The sequence below is a fragment of the Rhodococcus sp. T2V genome (assembly GCF_029269925.1).
In the GTDB taxonomy this organism is placed as follows: Bacteria; Actinomycetota; Actinomycetes; order Mycobacteriales; family Mycobacteriaceae; genus Rhodococcus_F; species Rhodococcus_F koreensis.
On sequence record NZ_JARJBD010000099.1, the window covers coordinates 1 to 14,868 of the forward strand.

Sequence of the window (14,868 nt, forward strand, 5' to 3'; positions counted from 1 at the left end):
CCTGGATCGAACCAGGATGGAAAACGCCACCCCAGCACAACGAACCATCCGCATAAAGACCGATCACCACACGTTCGCCGTGATCGACCCCGACGATGCCCTACACGGCGTGGCGGCCGCTGTAGGCGCACACCATTCCCCACGCCGTGGCGGATCGCATCTGGCCTATGGCGCCACCGTCACCGCCGCCCGGCGACAACAGGACGAAACCACGGGCCACCGCACCACTCGATCGGAGGAACGGTCGAGCACCGTCCGGTCGGCCGTGATCGGTGTTGCCAGCGGCTTGCGCAGTTCCACCGGCGTCGCGGCGGCACTGATCGTCGGAGCCGCGGGTGCCCTCGCCGGTTCATACGGCGGCACGTGGTGACGGAAGTGGGCCAGTCGGCACATGGCGGACTGGCAGGCCGCGCTCGCCGAGGATTCCGTCGCCCTGACAATGGAGGAGGCGGCACTCCCAGCGCCCGCGTCGTCCTGGGTTGGCGGGCGGGACGACGTCGGAAACGCATCGATCCGCCCGGCCGTGCGGGACTCGTCATGTGTGACCGCGCCAGCCGGCGACCCGTATACCCGCGTCGCCGAAGGTGCCCCGCCCCGTCTCACGGCCTCGAGGCCGTCCAGTCCGGTCGGTCTAACCCGCGTGCGGCCGGAGATCTCGGCGCCGGGCGCCCCGGACTCGGGAACCGCCGCTCGTGTGGCACCGTCCCGGGACCGGCGGAGGCTCTCGGACATCACCCGTTGCCACCCCAGGTCCAACGGACTCGGATCCGGCCACCGTATCGGGTCCTCGTCCCAGCCGACATCCCGGTAGCCGTCGCCACGATCGGGGCCTTCTTCGATGCGAGACACAATCTGTACGCCCTCACGGTCACACGCATCCGGTCGCCGAAAGCATCGCCCTCGTTACGCTGGTTCGACGTCGACACCCGCTACCGGAGACCTCGTCGTCCCGGTGTGCGGTTACCCGGAACAGTGTTCGCCTACCCACGCCGTAATTGCAGACAGCGGCCGGACACCTCGAGAGTGCTTGGCCCTCCGGCGCCCCCGATCCGTCACGAGCGATATCGGGCTACGAGCAGTGGGTAACCGGTCCCCATGTCACCCACTCGCTCGTGTGCTGCTGTTCGTGTGCTGGCACGACCAGTCGGCTCCCCCGTGCGGTGGTTCGACCGGGCGGTGCGCGCCCCCGGCCCCGAACGCGTCGCGCTCGTCCAGGCAATCAAGGCCACCGGCGCCGCGGTCCTCGCCTGGGTCGTCGCCTCCCGGGTCTTCGACTTCTCCCAGCCATTTCTGGCGCCATGGTCGGCGATCTTCATCGTCGAGGCCACCGTGTACCGCTCGGTTCGCTCAGCCGCCCAGCAAATATCGGCAGTCACGGTCGCAGTGGTACTGACGACCGCCGTCGCCGCGGTCATCCCATGGGAGTTGCTCACCCTGACCGTGGCGGTGCTGGTCGGATTGCTGATCGGTCAGTGGCACCGGTTCGGCGAGAGCGGACCATGGATCGGGATCACCGCCCTGTTGCTACTCACCTCCGGCGCCACGGCAGAAACGCTGCTCGTCGAGCGGCTGGCCGAGACCGTCCTGGGCGCCGGAATCGGACTCGTCATCAACGCCACGATCTTCCCTCCGGTCTACGGTGACACCGCGCGCCGCGCAACACACAGGCTCGCAACCGAATTGGCCGCGCTCCTGACCGATCTGGCCACCGTGCTCCGCGAGAACGAGCCACCACCGCACGCCGACGCATGGGCACGACAAGCCAAAGCTGCGATCGGGCTGGTCCGGCAAGCCGAACGTGCCGTGGAATGGAGCGCCGAGAGCCGCCGACTCAACCTCCGCCAGCGCGTTGTCCGGCTGGGCACGCCCACCGAGGATCCGGGATGGGTGTTCATCAGTCTGCGCAACGTCTGGCCCTACGTCGAGGAGATCGCGCAAGCGGTGCGTACGGTGGTCGAGCACCAACGCCCCTTCGTCTATCCCGATACAGTGTCGCGGACGGGTTTCGCTGAGGTCCTCGACCGCCTCGCCGACGTGGTCCGACTCCGCGGTGAGGGGCACAGCGGCGGAGCGGACTTCGATGCGGCAGTCGAGTCCGCCCGCTCCGCCCTCGATGACCTCGACGACCGACTCGAAGCCCCCGAAACCGTGACCTTCGGATCGGCGGCCGGGGTACTCGCCATGTTGCTGCCCGCCCGGCACGCGCTACGCGAACTCACGACCTTCTGACTCCACGCGCCGGAATGCCCGGTCAGCACTGGGTGAGAAACTACCTACTGATACGACGCACCCCGGTGCCGGCACCGAGCTCGAACCAACCCAGAGTTCGGGCGTCGATGCCGTGCCCCTCCCAACGCTCTATCCGAACCACAGGGCTTCGGCGTTGCGGAAAGCCACCCGTTCGGCCGCACTCTCCGGAAGCGCGGAGAGAAAGGTACGGATCTGCGCGCCCCGGGTGTCGACCGTGTCGGCGCGCGCCACGGTGTCGGTACCGACCACGAAGCGATCCGGTTCTCGCGCAACGAGCCTCACCCAGTCCTCATCCGCACCGTTCTCGTCGGCGATACGGTCGAGCAACACCCACGACAACTCGACCGTCATATTGCGATGCCGTTCGATCATCCGGCGCACGAGATCGAGCTGCCCGGAGGGGTCGACTTGTCGGGACACTCCGGCGTGGCACCAGACGACCGACGTCGACGGATGACGATCGAGGGCACGCTCGAGGCTTTCGGCGTATTCGTGCCGATCGGGCATCCCGACCGAACTCGAATCGTGGTGCAGCGAGATCGGCGCGTCGTTCTGCGCACAGAAGTCGAGAACGGCGTCCATCGCGACGTGATCCGGGGACGGCACCTCGCCGGACGTCAGGTTCGTCAGGTCGTCGTGCCTCAACATCACCTCGCCGACACCGGCCCAACGATCGGAGCGGCCCCACACGAACTCGAGGTGCTCGATCGCCAGCAGGTCGGTCGGGTCGAACCCACAGACCAGCGGAGCCACCTCGAGCACACCGTCCGACTCGAGGTCCGGGAGGACGTCGAGGACCGTCGCGTCGGTGAGCGAGTGATACCAGACGCTGTACGGCATGTTCCTGTCCCGCGAGCGTTGCCGACTGGAGGAGATAACGCCGGTCTTCGAACGCGAGCAGGTCCATCTACAGATCGAGCAGGTCACACCACTGGAGGAACTCACCCGTGCCCGCCGCCGACTCAACACGAGCACGGGCGAGGAAAATGGTTATCAATATCACCGACTACAATTCACTATCCCGGAAGCACTGGATGATGGCCGAGACCAAGAAGGAATTCGTCGCACGTCGCCTCGACGAAGTGATCCACGAACGGGAGGCGGACGCCCCGGGTGGCGGTCCCGGACCCGAGGGATCGGAAGGGCCGCTGGTGACAGCGCAGCGCCATCGGGCCGAAGTCGACACCGCCACCGACGACCGCGTCGACGAGATCGCCAATGCGTACCCTCAGATCGCGCAGGCATGGTCGTCGCGCGGAGCATAGAGGCCCAATAATCGCGCCAGCGGACTGGACTCGAGGTTATCCAGTAGGTCCTGTGCGCGTCCTCTCGAACACGGCTTCCCCGACAGCGACTGTCAATCGGAGCGGAAAGCCTCCACTGAGCAGGCCCACGATCCTGACACCGGTGTGGGACGCCGCCTCAGCGGCCTACCGCGTCGCGCGGTATAACCACGGCGGTGTCCGGTGTCGGACGCACAGTCCAACGCTGCCTGAATCACCCAGCGTCCGGTTCGCGTGACCCGCGGGGATGGCCAGGACGACCTGTGCAAGCACGGTTCGGACGCAGCGCTCGCCCCGTCTCGACCACCGATGTGATCCAGTTCGACCGACTCGCGATCCTCGACCCTCGACACAAGAACACCCCGCCCCGCCCTGAGTCATGACACACCACGTCGAGAACTCGCCGCCGTGTCGATTTACCCGCGCACCAGAACCGCTGCGGGGATCGCCGATACCCCATGCCACCGATTGGACGTTGGCACCGTTTCGGGTCGTGTCTTGACCGACCGCACACCCCGCATCAGCCACACGGATCCGGCCCCTGCGTCGATCACGAACGGGGTCATCGCGATCAGTTGTGGCACCGATCGGGCTGCGGGTTGTTTCGTACCGTTGCCGTCGGGCACCCGAACCGGAGACACCACTGACGAAAAGGGTGAGCACTCGTGAAAGCACTCGTCTGGCACGGCATCGGAGACATCCGACTCGACAACGTCGACATCCCCGATATCGTCGAACCGACGGACGCCATCGTCCGGCTGACCACCAGCGCGATCTGCGGCACGGACCTGCATCTGGTGCGAGGGACCATGCCGGGAATGAAGGAAGGCACGATCGTCGGCCATGAGGGCGTCGGGGTCGTCGAGGACGTCGGCGCCGCGGTACGCGGTTTCACTCCCGGCGACCGGGTGGTGATCTGCTCCACCATCGCCTGCGGAATCTGCTCGTACTGCCGGGCCGGGTATTTCGCCCAGTGCGACACCGCCAACCCGAACGGGCCCCAGGCCGGCACCAGCTTCTTCGGCGGTCCGGACGCCACCGGGGCCGTCAACGGGTTGCAGGCCGAATACGCCCGCGTTCCACATGCCACCACCACCCTGGTCAAGATCCCCGACGCAGTGACCGACGACCAGGCGATCATGACCTCCGACGTGATGCCCACCGGATGGTTCGGCGCCCGCCTGGCCCAGGTCACCGAGGGCGACTCCGTGCTGGTGCTCGGCGCCGGCGTGGTCGGCCAATGCGCGATCGCCTCCGCGAAACGCCAGGGTGCGACCCGGGTTCTGGTGGTCGACGGTCTCGACGACCGTCTCGCCATCGCCCGCACCCAGAACGCCGAGGTCATCAACTTCAACACCGAGGACCCCGTGGAGGTGGTGCGGGAGTTGACCGGTGGAATCGGCGTCGATCGGGTGATCGACGCCGTCGGGGTCGACGCCCAACGCCCCTCCGGTGGACCGGCCGCCAAAACATTGCCGGTCTCCGATGACTCCTTCGACGCCGAACGGGACAAGGCGGCACCCCACACCAATCCCGATGGCGACACCTGGGTGCCCGGCAACGCCCCCAGCCTCGCCGTGCGATGGGCCGTCAAAGCCGCCGCGAAGGCCGGCAGCATCGGCATCATCGGTGTCTACCCACCCAATTTCGATGTGTTTCCGATCGGCGAGATGATGAACCGCAACCTCACCGTGCAGGCCGGGAACTGCAATCACCGTCGCTATATCCCACACCTGCTGGCCATGGCCGCGACCGGTGTCCTCGACCCGGCCGCGTTCATCACCCAGCACGCCGCGCCGACCCGAGCTCTCGACGCCTACCAGCGGTTCGACACCCGAGAGCAGGGCTGGCTCAAGACCGTCCTCGACGTCACCTGACCCGCGATTTCTCGTGCCGACCGGCAGGAAAGCGAGCTGATCACCATGCCAAAGCAGCCACCGACGTTGATCGATCTCGACGCCACACCGCTGACGATGGAGCACCCCGAGGCCGACATCCGCGGTCGCACCGTGTTCGACCGCGGCGGCCACGTGCTCGGCGACGTCGATGGTCTGATCGTCGACGCGGACGAACGGCGGGTGCGGTTCCTGCGGATCGGATCCGGGGGCTTCTTCGGACTTGGCAAGACCAAGCGGCTCGTGCCCGTCGACGCCGTGATCCGCATCGACGACGTCAGCGTGCATCTCGATCGCACCGGCGAACATGTCGCACAGAGCGCCGAGTACGACCCCTCGATCGTCCCGGACGCCGACTTCTACGAAACCCTGTACACCCACTACGGGTACGCCCCGTTCTGGATGCCGGGCTACACCTACCCCTATCCACCGCGAACCATCAAAACTTTGTCGCCGCAAGAAGGCGTAGGGCCGAAACGATGACCAACAACGAAAATCTGCATCCACAAGACGACGTCCGCACCATCCGCAGTCACGCCGGTGAGGCCATCACCGACAGCCGCAACTGGCCCGGCTACACCCTGATCGGCACCGGCATTGCCGTACTCGGACTCTTCCTCGTCGCCGCAGGCTACGGCTTCACCGGATGGGCATGGATCGCCGTCATCATCTGCATCCTGTGCCTTGTCACCGGTGCAACCCTGGTGCTGCTCGAGCACCGGCGGGTGAAACGACTCGACGACGAGGGACTGATGGACCAACAGGGCCACTGAACAGGGACCTGTGTCAGCACCTCGCTCGCGCTTGCTCCCCATCCCTCGTCATTCATGTGCAGCCGCATTGACGCACTGACATCCTGATGCGGCGCCGGGTACCGTGGTCCGCAACGAAAGCACGGTGGTCTCGCTGCTGACCGCCGTGCGGCATGGCGTTCTACGGGAGCAACCTGGACGACGCGTGCGACGACGGCGACGCTTCCGGTGGACGGCGATCGGGCAGCGGTCCGGCGCTTCTTCGACCTTCTTCCCGAGTTGACCTGAGCCACAATACTGTCCCGGTCAGCGGGCCCGTGGTTGATACCCGACAGCACGATGTCGGGCGGCGGCCCGAAAGCACCGCTGGCAGCTACGAAGCTGATGAGAGCGGGAGACGCCTCGACCGCGTTCACCTCCACCCCGGACAGATCCGGGAACTCATGCCGGGACACCGCAAGTCGGCCGTCGCTCGCAAGTGCCGTCAGCGAGGCACTGGCACCGTTGCGCTCCTCGTGGGACCGCCTCAGTCGAGGTCGCTGAGTGCCGATGAGTGCGTTCACCCCGGACGCGCTCGATCGTCGTCGAAGCCAGCGGCGGCCATCCGTACTTCCTGCAAGAGTGCGGTCAGGCGATCCGGCACACCTCCCCGCCTCCCTTCGATACCGAGGACGCCCACGCCGCCGTGGAGGAAGGCCGCCGAGCCTTGGACGACGAATTCTTCCCGTTCCGGGGACCCGGTACCTGCGCGCCATCGCCGAAACCGGGGGCGCTCGGCGACCAGCCCGTAACCGAGGGCGATCCCGTCTGGGCTGTCCGGTGCACCGGCCTCAGGTGAAGGGCGTCCCTCCGGTGACGCCGAGCACTTCTCCGGTGACGTAGCTGGATTCGTTGGATGCGAGAAAGACGTATGCGGGGGCGAGCTCGGCCGGCTGTCCGGGCCGTCCCAGCGGCACATCGTCCCCGAAGTGCCGGTAACCGTCGGCCGGCATGGTCGCGGGAATCAACGGCGTCCAGATCGGCCCCGGCGCCACGGCATTGACCCGGATGCCGCGGTTGGCTACATCGGCGGCCAGTCCCTTGGTGAAATCGATGATTCCCGCCTTGGTGGTGGCGTAGTCGAGCAGGCCGGGTGAAGGATTCATTCCCTGGATCGACGAGGTGTTCACGATCGTCGATCCAAGCTCCATGACCGCGAGGGACTTCTTGCACAACCAGAACAGCGCGTAGAGGTTCGTGCGCAGGACCCGGTCGAACTGCTCGGTGGTGATGTCCGCGATGCCGCCCGTCTGGACCATTTGGAAGGCCGCGTTGTTCACGAGGATGTCGAGACCGCCGAGTTCCCGGACCGTCAGGTCCACGAGGCTCTGGCAGTGCTCCTCCGAGGTGATGTCCCCGGTTGCGACGACGCCGCGCCGGCCGGCTGCTTCCACCAATCGCTTCGTCTGTTGTGCATCCGGCTCCTCGGCGTCGAGGCAACTGACGACGACATCGGCGCCCTCCCGCGCGAACGCGAGTGCCACCGCACGGCCGATGCCCGAATCCGCGCCGGTGATCAGTGCCCGGCGGCCGTCGAGGCGGCCGCTTCCTCGATAGGTGTTCTCGCCGTGATCCGGGACGCTCACCATCTGGGAGGTCAGTCCCGGGTGCGGCAATTCGGGTTGATGTTCGCGATCGGGAGCAGGGTACTGGGTGGTGGGATCCTGGCGCGCGTACTGGTCGGCCATTGTCGTACCCTTTCTCGGTCCGTTATCGAATTCGGATGGACCACTCGAAGACAGCGGTCCCGGAGTCTGGTGTCGGGACACCCCCGCAGCGCCGGACTTGTTCTGCCGCAAACCGTTCGCGCTAGGAGGCGCCCTCGGTGTCGTCGAAGAACGACCACCCATCGGTGTGCTGCACTTCCATCCGCCAGCCGAGTTCACTGTTGTCGGCACGGACGTCGACGAACCAGGCGTGCGCGTCCTCCGCGCTCTCGATGTCCTTGGTCTCGACGACGGTGCCGGTGGGATCGAGTACTCGATAGGTAGCCATGCCGTCCGAATGCCCACGAACGGGCAGGGTTAATCGACGAGACGGACCGCCGGACACCGTCAGCCGATGACCTCGTTCCGGCGACATGGCGACGCTACCGGGTCGGTCGTCCGTGGTTGCGGATCTTGCCGAGGAGGTTGGTCTCGTTCCGCTTCGAAGACCCGTGCAGGTCGAGTTCCTCGGCGCGATTGTGGAGTTCGGCGTCGGGCCAGTCCTCGTAGGCCGGCGATTTCCCACCGGACATGCCGACGGCGCTGCGGCCCCGCCTGGCAGCAGCGCAGGCGGGGCCGGCCGCCTTCTCCTTGGGCTGGCCCCGATTTGGGTCTGTCGAGATCGCGGTGTCGGTGCCCACCGATTTGCGAGGCAGCCGCGGAGCTCACCACGGTCGTGGCCGGGAAGCGGGGAGCGGGAAGCGATTCCGCGCTCGCGGATGCGGTGACGGGTTTGGGGACGGCCACCTCCATTTCTTCTGCCGCATCTGATCGCCCCGCGCGAACGCACCGGCGGACCCGGACGTGCGGTCGAGAAGCGACGAGTACACGCTCGGGGAGTATCTGGCGCGGTCCGCCGACCGCCGGTGCGTTGGCGTGATCCTCTGCACTGTCGGAATCGTCGACGAGTTCTGGAAATTCCCGCCGCGCCCCTGTCCCCGTCCTTTCCGTGATCGGCCGGCCCGGGCGGCCGTCCTTCGGTTCCGCCGTCTGCGGGCGCTCGTGGGTCGTGTCGTCTCTTTTCCTCCAGCCCGGTCAGCGGTGGCGTGCGCGTCGGACGACGACCAGGGCGACGACGCCGGCGGTCAGACCGCCGAGCAGAGCTGCGAGTCGTGGCTTGTTCCGCACGTTCGCGAGTTCGTGCCGGACGGTGTCGAGTTGGTGCCGGGTGCCTGCCTTCACGCGGGCAGGCACGTCGGCCTTGCGGGTGAGGGCGTCGACCGTGGTGGCCAATTCTGCGCGCTGTCGTTCGGCGGTGGCGGTCAGGGCGTCGCCGTCCGGGGTCGACTCGTGCGGAGCGGTCATCGGAGGCTCTCCTTCACGGTGTCCACGTCTCGGTGGACGCTGCGACTGGTGTCGACCGGTGTCGGGGGCAACGCCTTTTTCGTCCGTTGCCCGCCGACAGCGGCGACGATGCCGCCCACGACGATGAGAAGGATCGCCACCACGAAGCCGGCGAGCCACGGGTCGAGCACCGTGGCCAGTCCGAGCACGGCGGCGGCCACGAGCGCACCGAGCCCGTACAGCACGATCACGAGTCCAGCACCCGAGAGTCCCGCACCGACACCGAACCTGGTGCCCTTGTCCTTCATCTCGACGACTCCGTGACGGATCTCGGTCTGGACGAGTGCCTTCACCTGTTCGGTGAGGCGTTCGACGAGTTGCACGGTGGACAGATGGTCGATCTGATGTGCGGCGCCCGGCGGCTCGCCGGTACGTTCCGAATTTGATCGGGGGTGGTCGGTGTGGGTCATGGTCGTCACTCCTTTCGCGGCGTCGACGAGGTGGTACCTCGGACGGGGATCACTGCTTCGTCTCGCCTGTGAGCTGAGCCGCGATCTGCGACAGCTGCACTGGCACCGTCTTCCCGGATGGGTCCGGTTCGATCCCGGTTGCCCATCGCCCCAGAATCCCAAACTTCGGTCTGCTGCGGCATATCCGACCGCCAGCCGAGACTTCGACGACCGAACCGAACTCGCGCAGAACCCGACTTCCTCCCCACCCCGGTAACCCGGATGGTTTTGTGGCACATCACCAACTACCCCTCCTGCGCCGCGGAACTGTACGCGCGAACAGCCCACACCAGCCGCCACCGTACTCCGCGGGTCCGGGGACGAAGTACCAGCTCGAATGGTTCCGCATCGACACCCCCGGCAGCCACGGCCGCGGCCGGCTCCTGCGGGACGATGTCCCTCCAGGTTCCGTCCGAGTGACCGCGGCCAACAATACGAGTCCGGCACCGGCGGCCTGCCCCTGCTGGTGGCGATCTTCTCATCCGACCTGCGGACGGTAGTCGTGGAGTCGAAGCAGCATGCGCACATACCCCGCTTCCGCCGCTTCGGTGACCGCATCGAGCCGGGCGAGCTCGGCCTGCTCGGCAGTGCCGATGTCGAGATGCATCTGTCCGGCAACCCAGTGCCGAATCGAATCGTGAGTAGTCATACGATCACCGCCTCCAGGCGGAGTACCCCACGAGCCGTGTCCGCAGTCACCTCCCACTCACACCGGTTCACCCACCTGCTCGCATACCCTCCGCTCCCGGCGATCCGTCCCCGCAGGTACTGACAGGACCTGTTGTACCGCATGCCAACACCGTCGCCGGAAGTCGTACCGGGAGAGCAGTTCTGAGGGTTCGGGATCGACCCCGAGCAGGTGACGCTACCGCTGTCCGCTGCGGCGGCCACTGTAGGCGCACAGCATTCCCCACGCCGCGGCGAAACCGGCGACCTTCGCCTTGGCGCCGGGATCGGGTAGGGCGGTGCCGAAGACGGCGGCGTCCCCGAGGTCGCAGCAGACGAGATCGATCCGGTCGGCGAGAGGTTGCAAAGTAACCCGGCCCAGCCCAGCCCGAGCAGCTCCTGGACACGGTCGACGACTGGTCGGCGCGGCCCGTCGCCACGGTGTGTCCGCCTTCACCCTCGCCGAAGCCCTGGTCGCGCTGGCCAGCGGGAACGAAGCGTCCGGACCCACCCCCGCCGCACGTGCGGCCCGCACCGGATGGGGCGCCCTGCTGTGGCCCTGACCGCCGGATAAACCGAGCACCGGCATGGGCCTCCTGCGGTCCGGGAGAAGAGAACCGACGGCGCCGGCTTCGCGTGACCACGCAAACGCCGTGACCGGGGAACGGGACCTGCTCGTAGCCCGCCACCGCGGCAGGGGCACGCGGCGGATGTGATGCCGCTTACTCCTCACCGATTCCATTGAACCCTCAATCAGTGTGTCGCTACTATCGACACACACCCCGCCGCCAGTTCTTCCGGAGGCGGGGGACGGGGAAGTATCCCCCGCCCCCCGATGTCGAGCCCAGGCATCAGCGCACCGGCACCGCCATTTGCCGCGTGCCACACCGTGCCGCACCGACCGCACACCCATGACCCGAGTCCACCGCTGCGGCAAGCCGATTGCTCCCCGGCGGAACCAGACTGCATCCGCGCCGTGCCGAGTAGTTTTGTCGCACACACGGTCTCGAACACCGATCTGGGAGGCGGATCGGTGTTCGCACCACACGACGCGAGGAGACACGCCCACCCACATTCCGCACACCGAGCGCGGACCGCGCCCACTGCCCGGACCCGGATGGGTGCCGGCGCCGACCGCCCGACCACCGTGTCCGACGCCCGATTCCGAAAGCGACTCGACCTGCTCGTGCCTGATCCTTCGCACCCCCACGTCCACGCCGACGGGGACTGGCAGTCCCGCGCCGCCTGCCGCGGCACCGACACCGACCTGTTCTTCTCCCCCGACGGGGAACGCGGCCACGCCCGTGCCCGACGCGAACGCGCCGCCAAACAACTCTGCCACGACTGCCCCGTGCTCACCGACTGCCGCACCCACGCCCTCACCGCCGCCGAGGCCTACGGAATCTGGGGCGGCATGTCCGAGACTGACCGCACCCGCCACATCAGGCGACGCACCCGTCCCGCTGCCCGCCGACCCCACCGCACCCCGCCGACCTCGCCCGCACCCCGCTAAACCACACCACAATGTGAGCATATGCCGGAGTACCAGGACTGAACCCAACTCTCCCGGGCCTGCGGGTGCCGTCACCGCACCGCTGGTTCTCCTTCGCCCGCGGCGGGTACCCGACCATGGTCACCGTTTTGGCCGAAACCAGTGAACGGGGTCCGTCGGTCAAGCAGCGCACCGACACCACACGCTTGTGCGGACAGCCGAACTCACCCGGGCGGATTCGCACCTGTAGGCCCCGCACGCCGTCTTGTCCCGCCTGCTCCCGACGAAGGGCACGTGTCCATGTCCGACCGCGCATCCGTCTTCGACGTCGCCCACGAACTCGACCCCACCGCCATCGCCAGAGCCCAACGTGTCGTCGCCGCCCACGCCCACGACGCCGACGACTGCCGTGCCCTGCTCGCTGGCCTTGGCATCCTGCCCGGCGCTGCCCCCGAACCGGAGAATGACCCCACCCGATGACTTTCCCGCCCCACCCCCGGACCACCGCGGTGTCCACCGCCTGGCTCACCCACCTCCTCGATCACACCACCCCCGAACACCCTCTCACCGGCCCACAGCAGTCTCGACCCGACCACGAGACGTCGCCGCCCGACCCCGGCCGACGCCGATGAATACCGGACCCGCCTTCGAAGATTCCGCCGACCGCTGCGCGGACGCACTCCCCCGCACCCGGTTCCTCACCGACCGATGCCGTCTGTCGGTCGACGTCGACGGCATCGCCGTCGCGGTCTTCGCGAACCCCACCGGGCACGACCTCGTCTACGCCTCCGATGCCACCGCCGAGGCCATCGACGAACTCCAATTCACCCTCGGCGAAGGACCCTGCCTCGAAACACACCACTTCCAGGCACCGCACCTGATCGACGACCTGACCGCATCCACCCCGCGGTGGCCGATCCTCGCCACCGAACTCTTCCCCCTCGGCGTCCGCGGTATCTACACCTTCCCGCTGTCCACCCGCCAGGACGGACCGGTCGGCGTCCTCGAACTCCACCGCACCCGCCCGCGCACCCTCACCCCCGCGCAGTACCGATCCGCGCAACGTTTCGCCGCCGCACTCGCACCGACGATCGTCACCGAACTGCGCACCCTCACCGACACACCCTGGCGTAACGATCACCACCTGTTCCGCCGCGCCAACGTGCCCGTCGCCGCCCGACTGATCGCCGGCCGACTCGGCATCCCCGCCGCCGACGCCGAGCTCCGCCTGCGCGCCGCCGCCTACGCCGACTACTGCACGGTCAGCGACCTCGCCGACAGCATCGTGGCAGGACACCGCACCCTCTGACCTACGCCCGCCCGCACCGGCGTCCCCGGTTAATAGTCTGAATTCCAGTTCTCCACAGCGTTTTCCGGGATCGGCATGCAGTCCCGCCGCGACTTCCCGCAATGGGGACGTCGGGCGAGTCGGGAAGGCTCGACATCGAGCACGAGGTCCAGCCCCATGACGGCAGCCGCAAGGACCTGCGCCCGCGTGGTGACGTCGAATTGTCCGGCCATGGCCGGCGATCGCTTCCCTTCGGTGAGCTCGGCGCCAAAACGTGCGATGACCACGCCGACGGGGGCCTCGCCAACCCGGACGAGCAGGTCGCCGGATTCCGGTCGATCCGCGGCCGGGTGCGGTTCGGCAACGCGGACGCCGAAATCCTGGCCTCACATCCGGTCCCAGAGGAGGCCGCCGCCGAGTCGGCGCCCGCCGACTTCGAGGCGGGGAGGGCCTCGCATCAGTAACAGTTGTGGAGCCTCTGTCGCAGGTCTGTGGGCATCCGGTGGGGTCAGGCACCGATCACGCTGTGTCGGCGGTGCTGTGGATGAGCATGTCCAGGACGTCCGGAAGCGTACCGTCCTGCAGGACGCGTCGTTGCCGGGCGGCACCGTTACCGGTGGCGAGGATCCGCATGACCTCCGCCCGGGTGCCGTGATAGTCGCCCGCGGCCTCGAGGACGGGACGGATGTGGTCGAGCAGCCGGCGGATCGGTTCGGTCGCCGGAACACGGCACCCGGACGCGAGGTCGATACCGCGGCCGGTGATCCCGTCGCGGGCGGCGCGCCAGTACGCCGACCGCAGCCGGTGCGGGTCCACTCGCGGCGCCCGATGCCCGCCCCGTATCGCCCGCAGCGCGGCCGCGACCAGTGCCCGTACCAGGACGGCCAGCAGCACGGTTTCCTCCACCGTTGCCGGCACGTCGGCCACGCGGACCTCCACGGTGGGCAGATGCGCCGACACCCGCACGTCCCAGTAGATCATCGCCGGATCGAGAATCACCTCGTACTCGAGCATTTCCACGACTTCGTCGTCGTAGTGTCCCGCGGAGTCGAAGTACGGTGGCGGGCCGGCGCCCGGCCAGCGCGCCCACAGCATGTGCCGCCAGCTGGCGTATCCGGTATCGCGGCCAGCGATAATCGGGGAGTTTGCGGTCAGTGCCAGCAACGCCGGCAGCCAGGGACGCAGGTGGTTGCTGACCTGGACCGCGACCTCCCGGTCGGGGATCCCGATGTGGACGTGGGCCCCGCAGATGACCTGCTCGCCCAGCTGCCCGTAGTGGTCGGCGAGGCGTCGGTAGCGCGGCAGATCGGTGATCGATCGGGGTGGGCGACCGAACGGAGGAACCCCGACCGCCAGCAGGGCGGCGCCGGTCTGGGCCGCCGCGGCGGCCGTCAGCGTCCGTGCCCGCCGCACCTCGGCCTGCAGATCCGCCAACTGGGTACAGACCGGTGTGGCCGTTTCGATCTGACATCGCGACAGCTCGAGCTGCAGGTCGATGCCCAGCGCCTGTCCCGCGGCCGCAACGGCAGAGTTGCCGAGAAACGGGGCGCCGGTGTCGGGGTCGACGAGCACGAACTCCTCCTCGACCCCCATCGTCAGGCGCAACTCGGACTCACCGATTCCGGTGAGATCGACAGGATCCGTCGATGGTGTGAGTGTCATCGCCCGCTCCTTCCGCCGCAATCCGGCATTTTCTGCCGAGGG

Annotated in this window: 19 protein-coding genes and 1 pseudogene; 11 read left to right on the top strand and 9 right to left on the bottom strand. The window is 67.7% G+C overall.

Features of this window, described 5'->3' with window-relative positions:
- Window positions 1–370: pseudogene (locus P3H15_RS44405) on the top strand (hypothetical protein); the annotation flags it as partial.
- 758 nt (window positions 371–1,128) lie between these two features.
- Complete coding sequence (locus P3H15_RS44410; protein WP_276143123.1) at window positions 1,129–2,229, top strand: aromatic acid exporter family protein; 1,101 nt, start codon at window positions 1,129–1,131, stop codon at window positions 2,227–2,229.
- 129 nt (window positions 2,230–2,358) lie between these two features.
- Here the strand turns inward: P3H15_RS44410 and P3H15_RS44415 are convergent, their stop codons facing one another.
- Window positions 2,359–3,090: an amidohydrolase family protein gene (locus P3H15_RS44415; protein WP_276143124.1), complete on the bottom strand. Its 732-nt coding sequence runs from the start codon at window positions 3,088–3,090 to the stop codon at window positions 2,359–2,361.
- A gap of 197 nt (window positions 3,091–3,287) precedes the next feature.
- On the opposite strand from P3H15_RS44415, the gene P3H15_RS44420 reads away from it, so the two are divergent.
- The 4 genes from P3H15_RS44420 (at window position 3,288) to P3H15_RS44435 (ending at window position 6,201) form a co-directional block, all read left to right on the top strand.
- Window positions 3,288–3,515 (top strand): hypothetical protein, encoded by a 228-nt coding sequence (locus P3H15_RS44420; protein WP_276143160.1) that lies wholly within the window; start codon window positions 3,288–3,290, stop codon window positions 3,513–3,515.
- 683 nt (window positions 3,516–4,198) lie between these two features.
- Entirely contained in the window at window positions 4,199–5,410 is a 1,212-nt protein-coding gene (locus P3H15_RS44425; RefSeq protein WP_276143125.1) for an alcohol dehydrogenase catalytic domain-containing protein, read from the top strand.
- A gap of 45 nt (window positions 5,411–5,455) precedes the next feature.
- Complete coding sequence (locus P3H15_RS44430) at window positions 5,456–5,911, top strand: PRC-barrel domain-containing protein (protein WP_276143126.1); 456 nt, start codon at window positions 5,456–5,458, stop codon at window positions 5,909–5,911.
- Complete coding sequence (locus tag P3H15_RS44435) at window positions 5,908–6,201, top strand: hypothetical protein (protein ID WP_276143127.1); 294 nt, start codon at window positions 5,908–5,910, stop codon at window positions 6,199–6,201. The genes P3H15_RS44430 and P3H15_RS44435 overlap by 4 nt, the downstream gene beginning before the upstream one ends.
- 809 nt (window positions 6,202–7,010) lie before the next feature.
- On the opposite strand, the gene P3H15_RS44440 is transcribed toward P3H15_RS44435, so the two are convergent.
- From P3H15_RS44440 to P3H15_RS44470, 7 genes are all read right to left on the bottom strand, one after another.
- The gene (locus tag P3H15_RS44440; protein ID WP_276143128.1) at window positions 7,011–7,907 is read right to left on the bottom strand and encodes an SDR family oxidoreductase; all 897 of its coding nucleotides are present in this window, start codon (window positions 7,905–7,907) and stop codon (window positions 7,011–7,013) included.
- A 121-nt stretch (window positions 7,908–8,028) separates the two neighbouring features.
- A complete protein-coding gene (locus P3H15_RS44445; protein ID WP_276143129.1) occupies window positions 8,029–8,214 on the bottom strand; it encodes a hypothetical protein in 186 nt (61 codons plus the stop codon).
- A gap of 94 nt (window positions 8,215–8,308) precedes the next feature.
- Complete coding sequence (locus tag P3H15_RS44450; RefSeq protein WP_276143130.1) at window positions 8,309–8,566, bottom strand: Rho termination factor; 258 nt, start codon at window positions 8,564–8,566, stop codon at window positions 8,309–8,311.
- A gap of 394 nt (window positions 8,567–8,960) precedes the next feature.
- Window positions 8,961–9,230, bottom strand: coding sequence for a DUF3618 domain-containing protein (locus P3H15_RS44455; protein WP_276143131.1), 270 nt, complete (start codon window positions 9,228–9,230; stop codon window positions 8,961–8,963).
- Entirely contained in the window at window positions 9,227–9,679 is a 453-nt protein-coding gene (locus P3H15_RS44460) for a phage holin family protein (protein ID WP_276143132.1), read from the bottom strand. The genes P3H15_RS44455 and P3H15_RS44460 overlap by 4 nt, the downstream gene beginning before the upstream one ends.
- 517 nt (window positions 9,680–10,196) lie before the next feature.
- A complete protein-coding gene (locus P3H15_RS44465; RefSeq protein WP_276143133.1) occupies window positions 10,197–10,367 on the bottom strand; it encodes a hypothetical protein in 171 nt (56 codons plus the stop codon).
- Between the two features lie 216 nt (window positions 10,368–10,583).
- Complete coding sequence (locus P3H15_RS44470) at window positions 10,584–10,751, bottom strand: hypothetical protein (protein ID WP_276143134.1); 168 nt, start codon at window positions 10,749–10,751, stop codon at window positions 10,584–10,586.
- A gap of 819 nt (window positions 10,752–11,570) precedes the next feature.
- Between P3H15_RS44470 and P3H15_RS44475 the strand changes: the two genes are divergently transcribed.
- From P3H15_RS44475 to P3H15_RS44495, 5 genes are all read left to right on the top strand, one after another.
- Complete coding sequence (locus P3H15_RS44475; protein ID WP_276143161.1) at window positions 11,571–11,897, top strand: WhiB family transcriptional regulator; 327 nt, start codon at window positions 11,571–11,573, stop codon at window positions 11,895–11,897.
- Between the two features lie 279 nt (window positions 11,898–12,176).
- Entirely contained in the window at window positions 12,177–12,356 is a 180-nt protein-coding gene (locus tag P3H15_RS44480; protein WP_276143162.1) for a hypothetical protein, read from the top strand.
- Entirely contained in the window at window positions 12,353–12,508 is a 156-nt protein-coding gene (locus P3H15_RS44485) for a hypothetical protein (protein ID WP_276143135.1), read from the top strand. Before P3H15_RS44480 ends, P3H15_RS44485 begins: the two co-directional genes overlap by 4 nt.
- Complete coding sequence (locus P3H15_RS44490) at window positions 12,505–13,185, top strand: GAF domain-containing protein (protein WP_276143136.1); 681 nt, start codon at window positions 12,505–12,507, stop codon at window positions 13,183–13,185. The genes P3H15_RS44485 and P3H15_RS44490 overlap by 4 nt, the downstream gene beginning before the upstream one ends.
- A 101-nt stretch (window positions 13,186–13,286) precedes the next feature.
- Window positions 13,287–13,628, top strand: coding sequence for a hypothetical protein (locus P3H15_RS44495; protein ID WP_276143137.1), 342 nt, complete (start codon window positions 13,287–13,289; stop codon window positions 13,626–13,628).
- Window positions 13,629–13,683: 55 nt separating this feature from the next.
- On the opposite strand, the gene P3H15_RS44500 is transcribed toward P3H15_RS44495, so the two are convergent.
- Window positions 13,684–14,826 carry a glutamate--cysteine ligase gene (locus P3H15_RS44500; protein WP_276143138.1) on the bottom strand — a complete coding sequence of 381 codons (1,143 nt, stop codon included), beginning with the start codon at window positions 14,824–14,826 and terminating at the stop codon, window positions 13,684–13,686.
- Window positions 14,827–14,868: the final 42 nt, after the last annotated feature.

What these genes read in the sequence shown, in the direction of transcription:
- P3H15_RS44415 (WP_276143124.1), bottom strand. Translation starts at nt 3,090, where the DNA reads ATGCCGTACAGCGTCTGGTATCACTCGCTCACCGACGCGACGGTCCTC.
- P3H15_RS44420 (WP_276143160.1), top strand. Translation starts at nt 3,288, where the DNA reads ATGGCCGAGACCAAGAAGGAATTCGTCGCACGTCGCCTCGACGAAGTG.
- P3H15_RS44430 (WP_276143126.1), top strand. Translation starts at nt 5,456, where the DNA reads ATGCCAAAGCAGCCACCGACGTTGATCGATCTCGACGCCACACCGCTG.
- P3H15_RS44435 (WP_276143127.1), top strand. Translation starts at nt 5,908, where the DNA reads ATGACCAACAACGAAAATCTGCATCCACAAGACGACGTCCGCACCATC.
- P3H15_RS44440 (WP_276143128.1), bottom strand. Translation starts at nt 7,907, where the DNA reads ATGGCCGACCAGTACGCGCGCCAGGATCCCACCACCCAGTACCCTGCT.
- P3H15_RS44445 (WP_276143129.1), bottom strand. Translation starts at nt 8,214, where the DNA reads ATGGCTACCTATCGAGTACTCGATCCCACCGGCACCGTCGTCGAGACC.
- P3H15_RS44455 (WP_276143131.1), bottom strand. Translation starts at nt 9,230, where the DNA reads ATGACCGCTCCGCACGAGTCGACCCCGGACGGCGACGCCCTGACCGCC.
- P3H15_RS44460 (WP_276143132.1), bottom strand. Translation starts at nt 9,679, where the DNA reads ATGACCCACACCGACCACCCCCGATCAAATTCGGAACGTACCGGCGAG.
- P3H15_RS44465 (WP_276143133.1), bottom strand. Translation starts at nt 10,367, where the DNA reads ATGACTACTCACGATTCGATTCGGCACTGGGTTGCCGGACAGATGCAT.
- P3H15_RS44480 (WP_276143162.1), top strand. Translation starts at nt 12,177, where the DNA reads ATGTCCGACCGCGCATCCGTCTTCGACGTCGCCCACGAACTCGACCCC.
- P3H15_RS44485 (WP_276143135.1), top strand. Translation starts at nt 12,353, where the DNA reads ATGACTTTCCCGCCCCACCCCCGGACCACCGCGGTGTCCACCGCCTGG.
- P3H15_RS44490 (WP_276143136.1), top strand. Translation starts at nt 12,505, where the DNA reads ATGAATACCGGACCCGCCTTCGAAGATTCCGCCGACCGCTGCGCGGAC.
- P3H15_RS44495 (WP_276143137.1), top strand. Translation starts at nt 13,287, where the DNA reads ATGGGGACGTCGGGCGAGTCGGGAAGGCTCGACATCGAGCACGAGGTC.
- P3H15_RS44500 (WP_276143138.1), bottom strand. Translation starts at nt 14,826, where the DNA reads ATGACACTCACACCATCGACGGATCCTGTCGATCTCACCGGAATCGGT.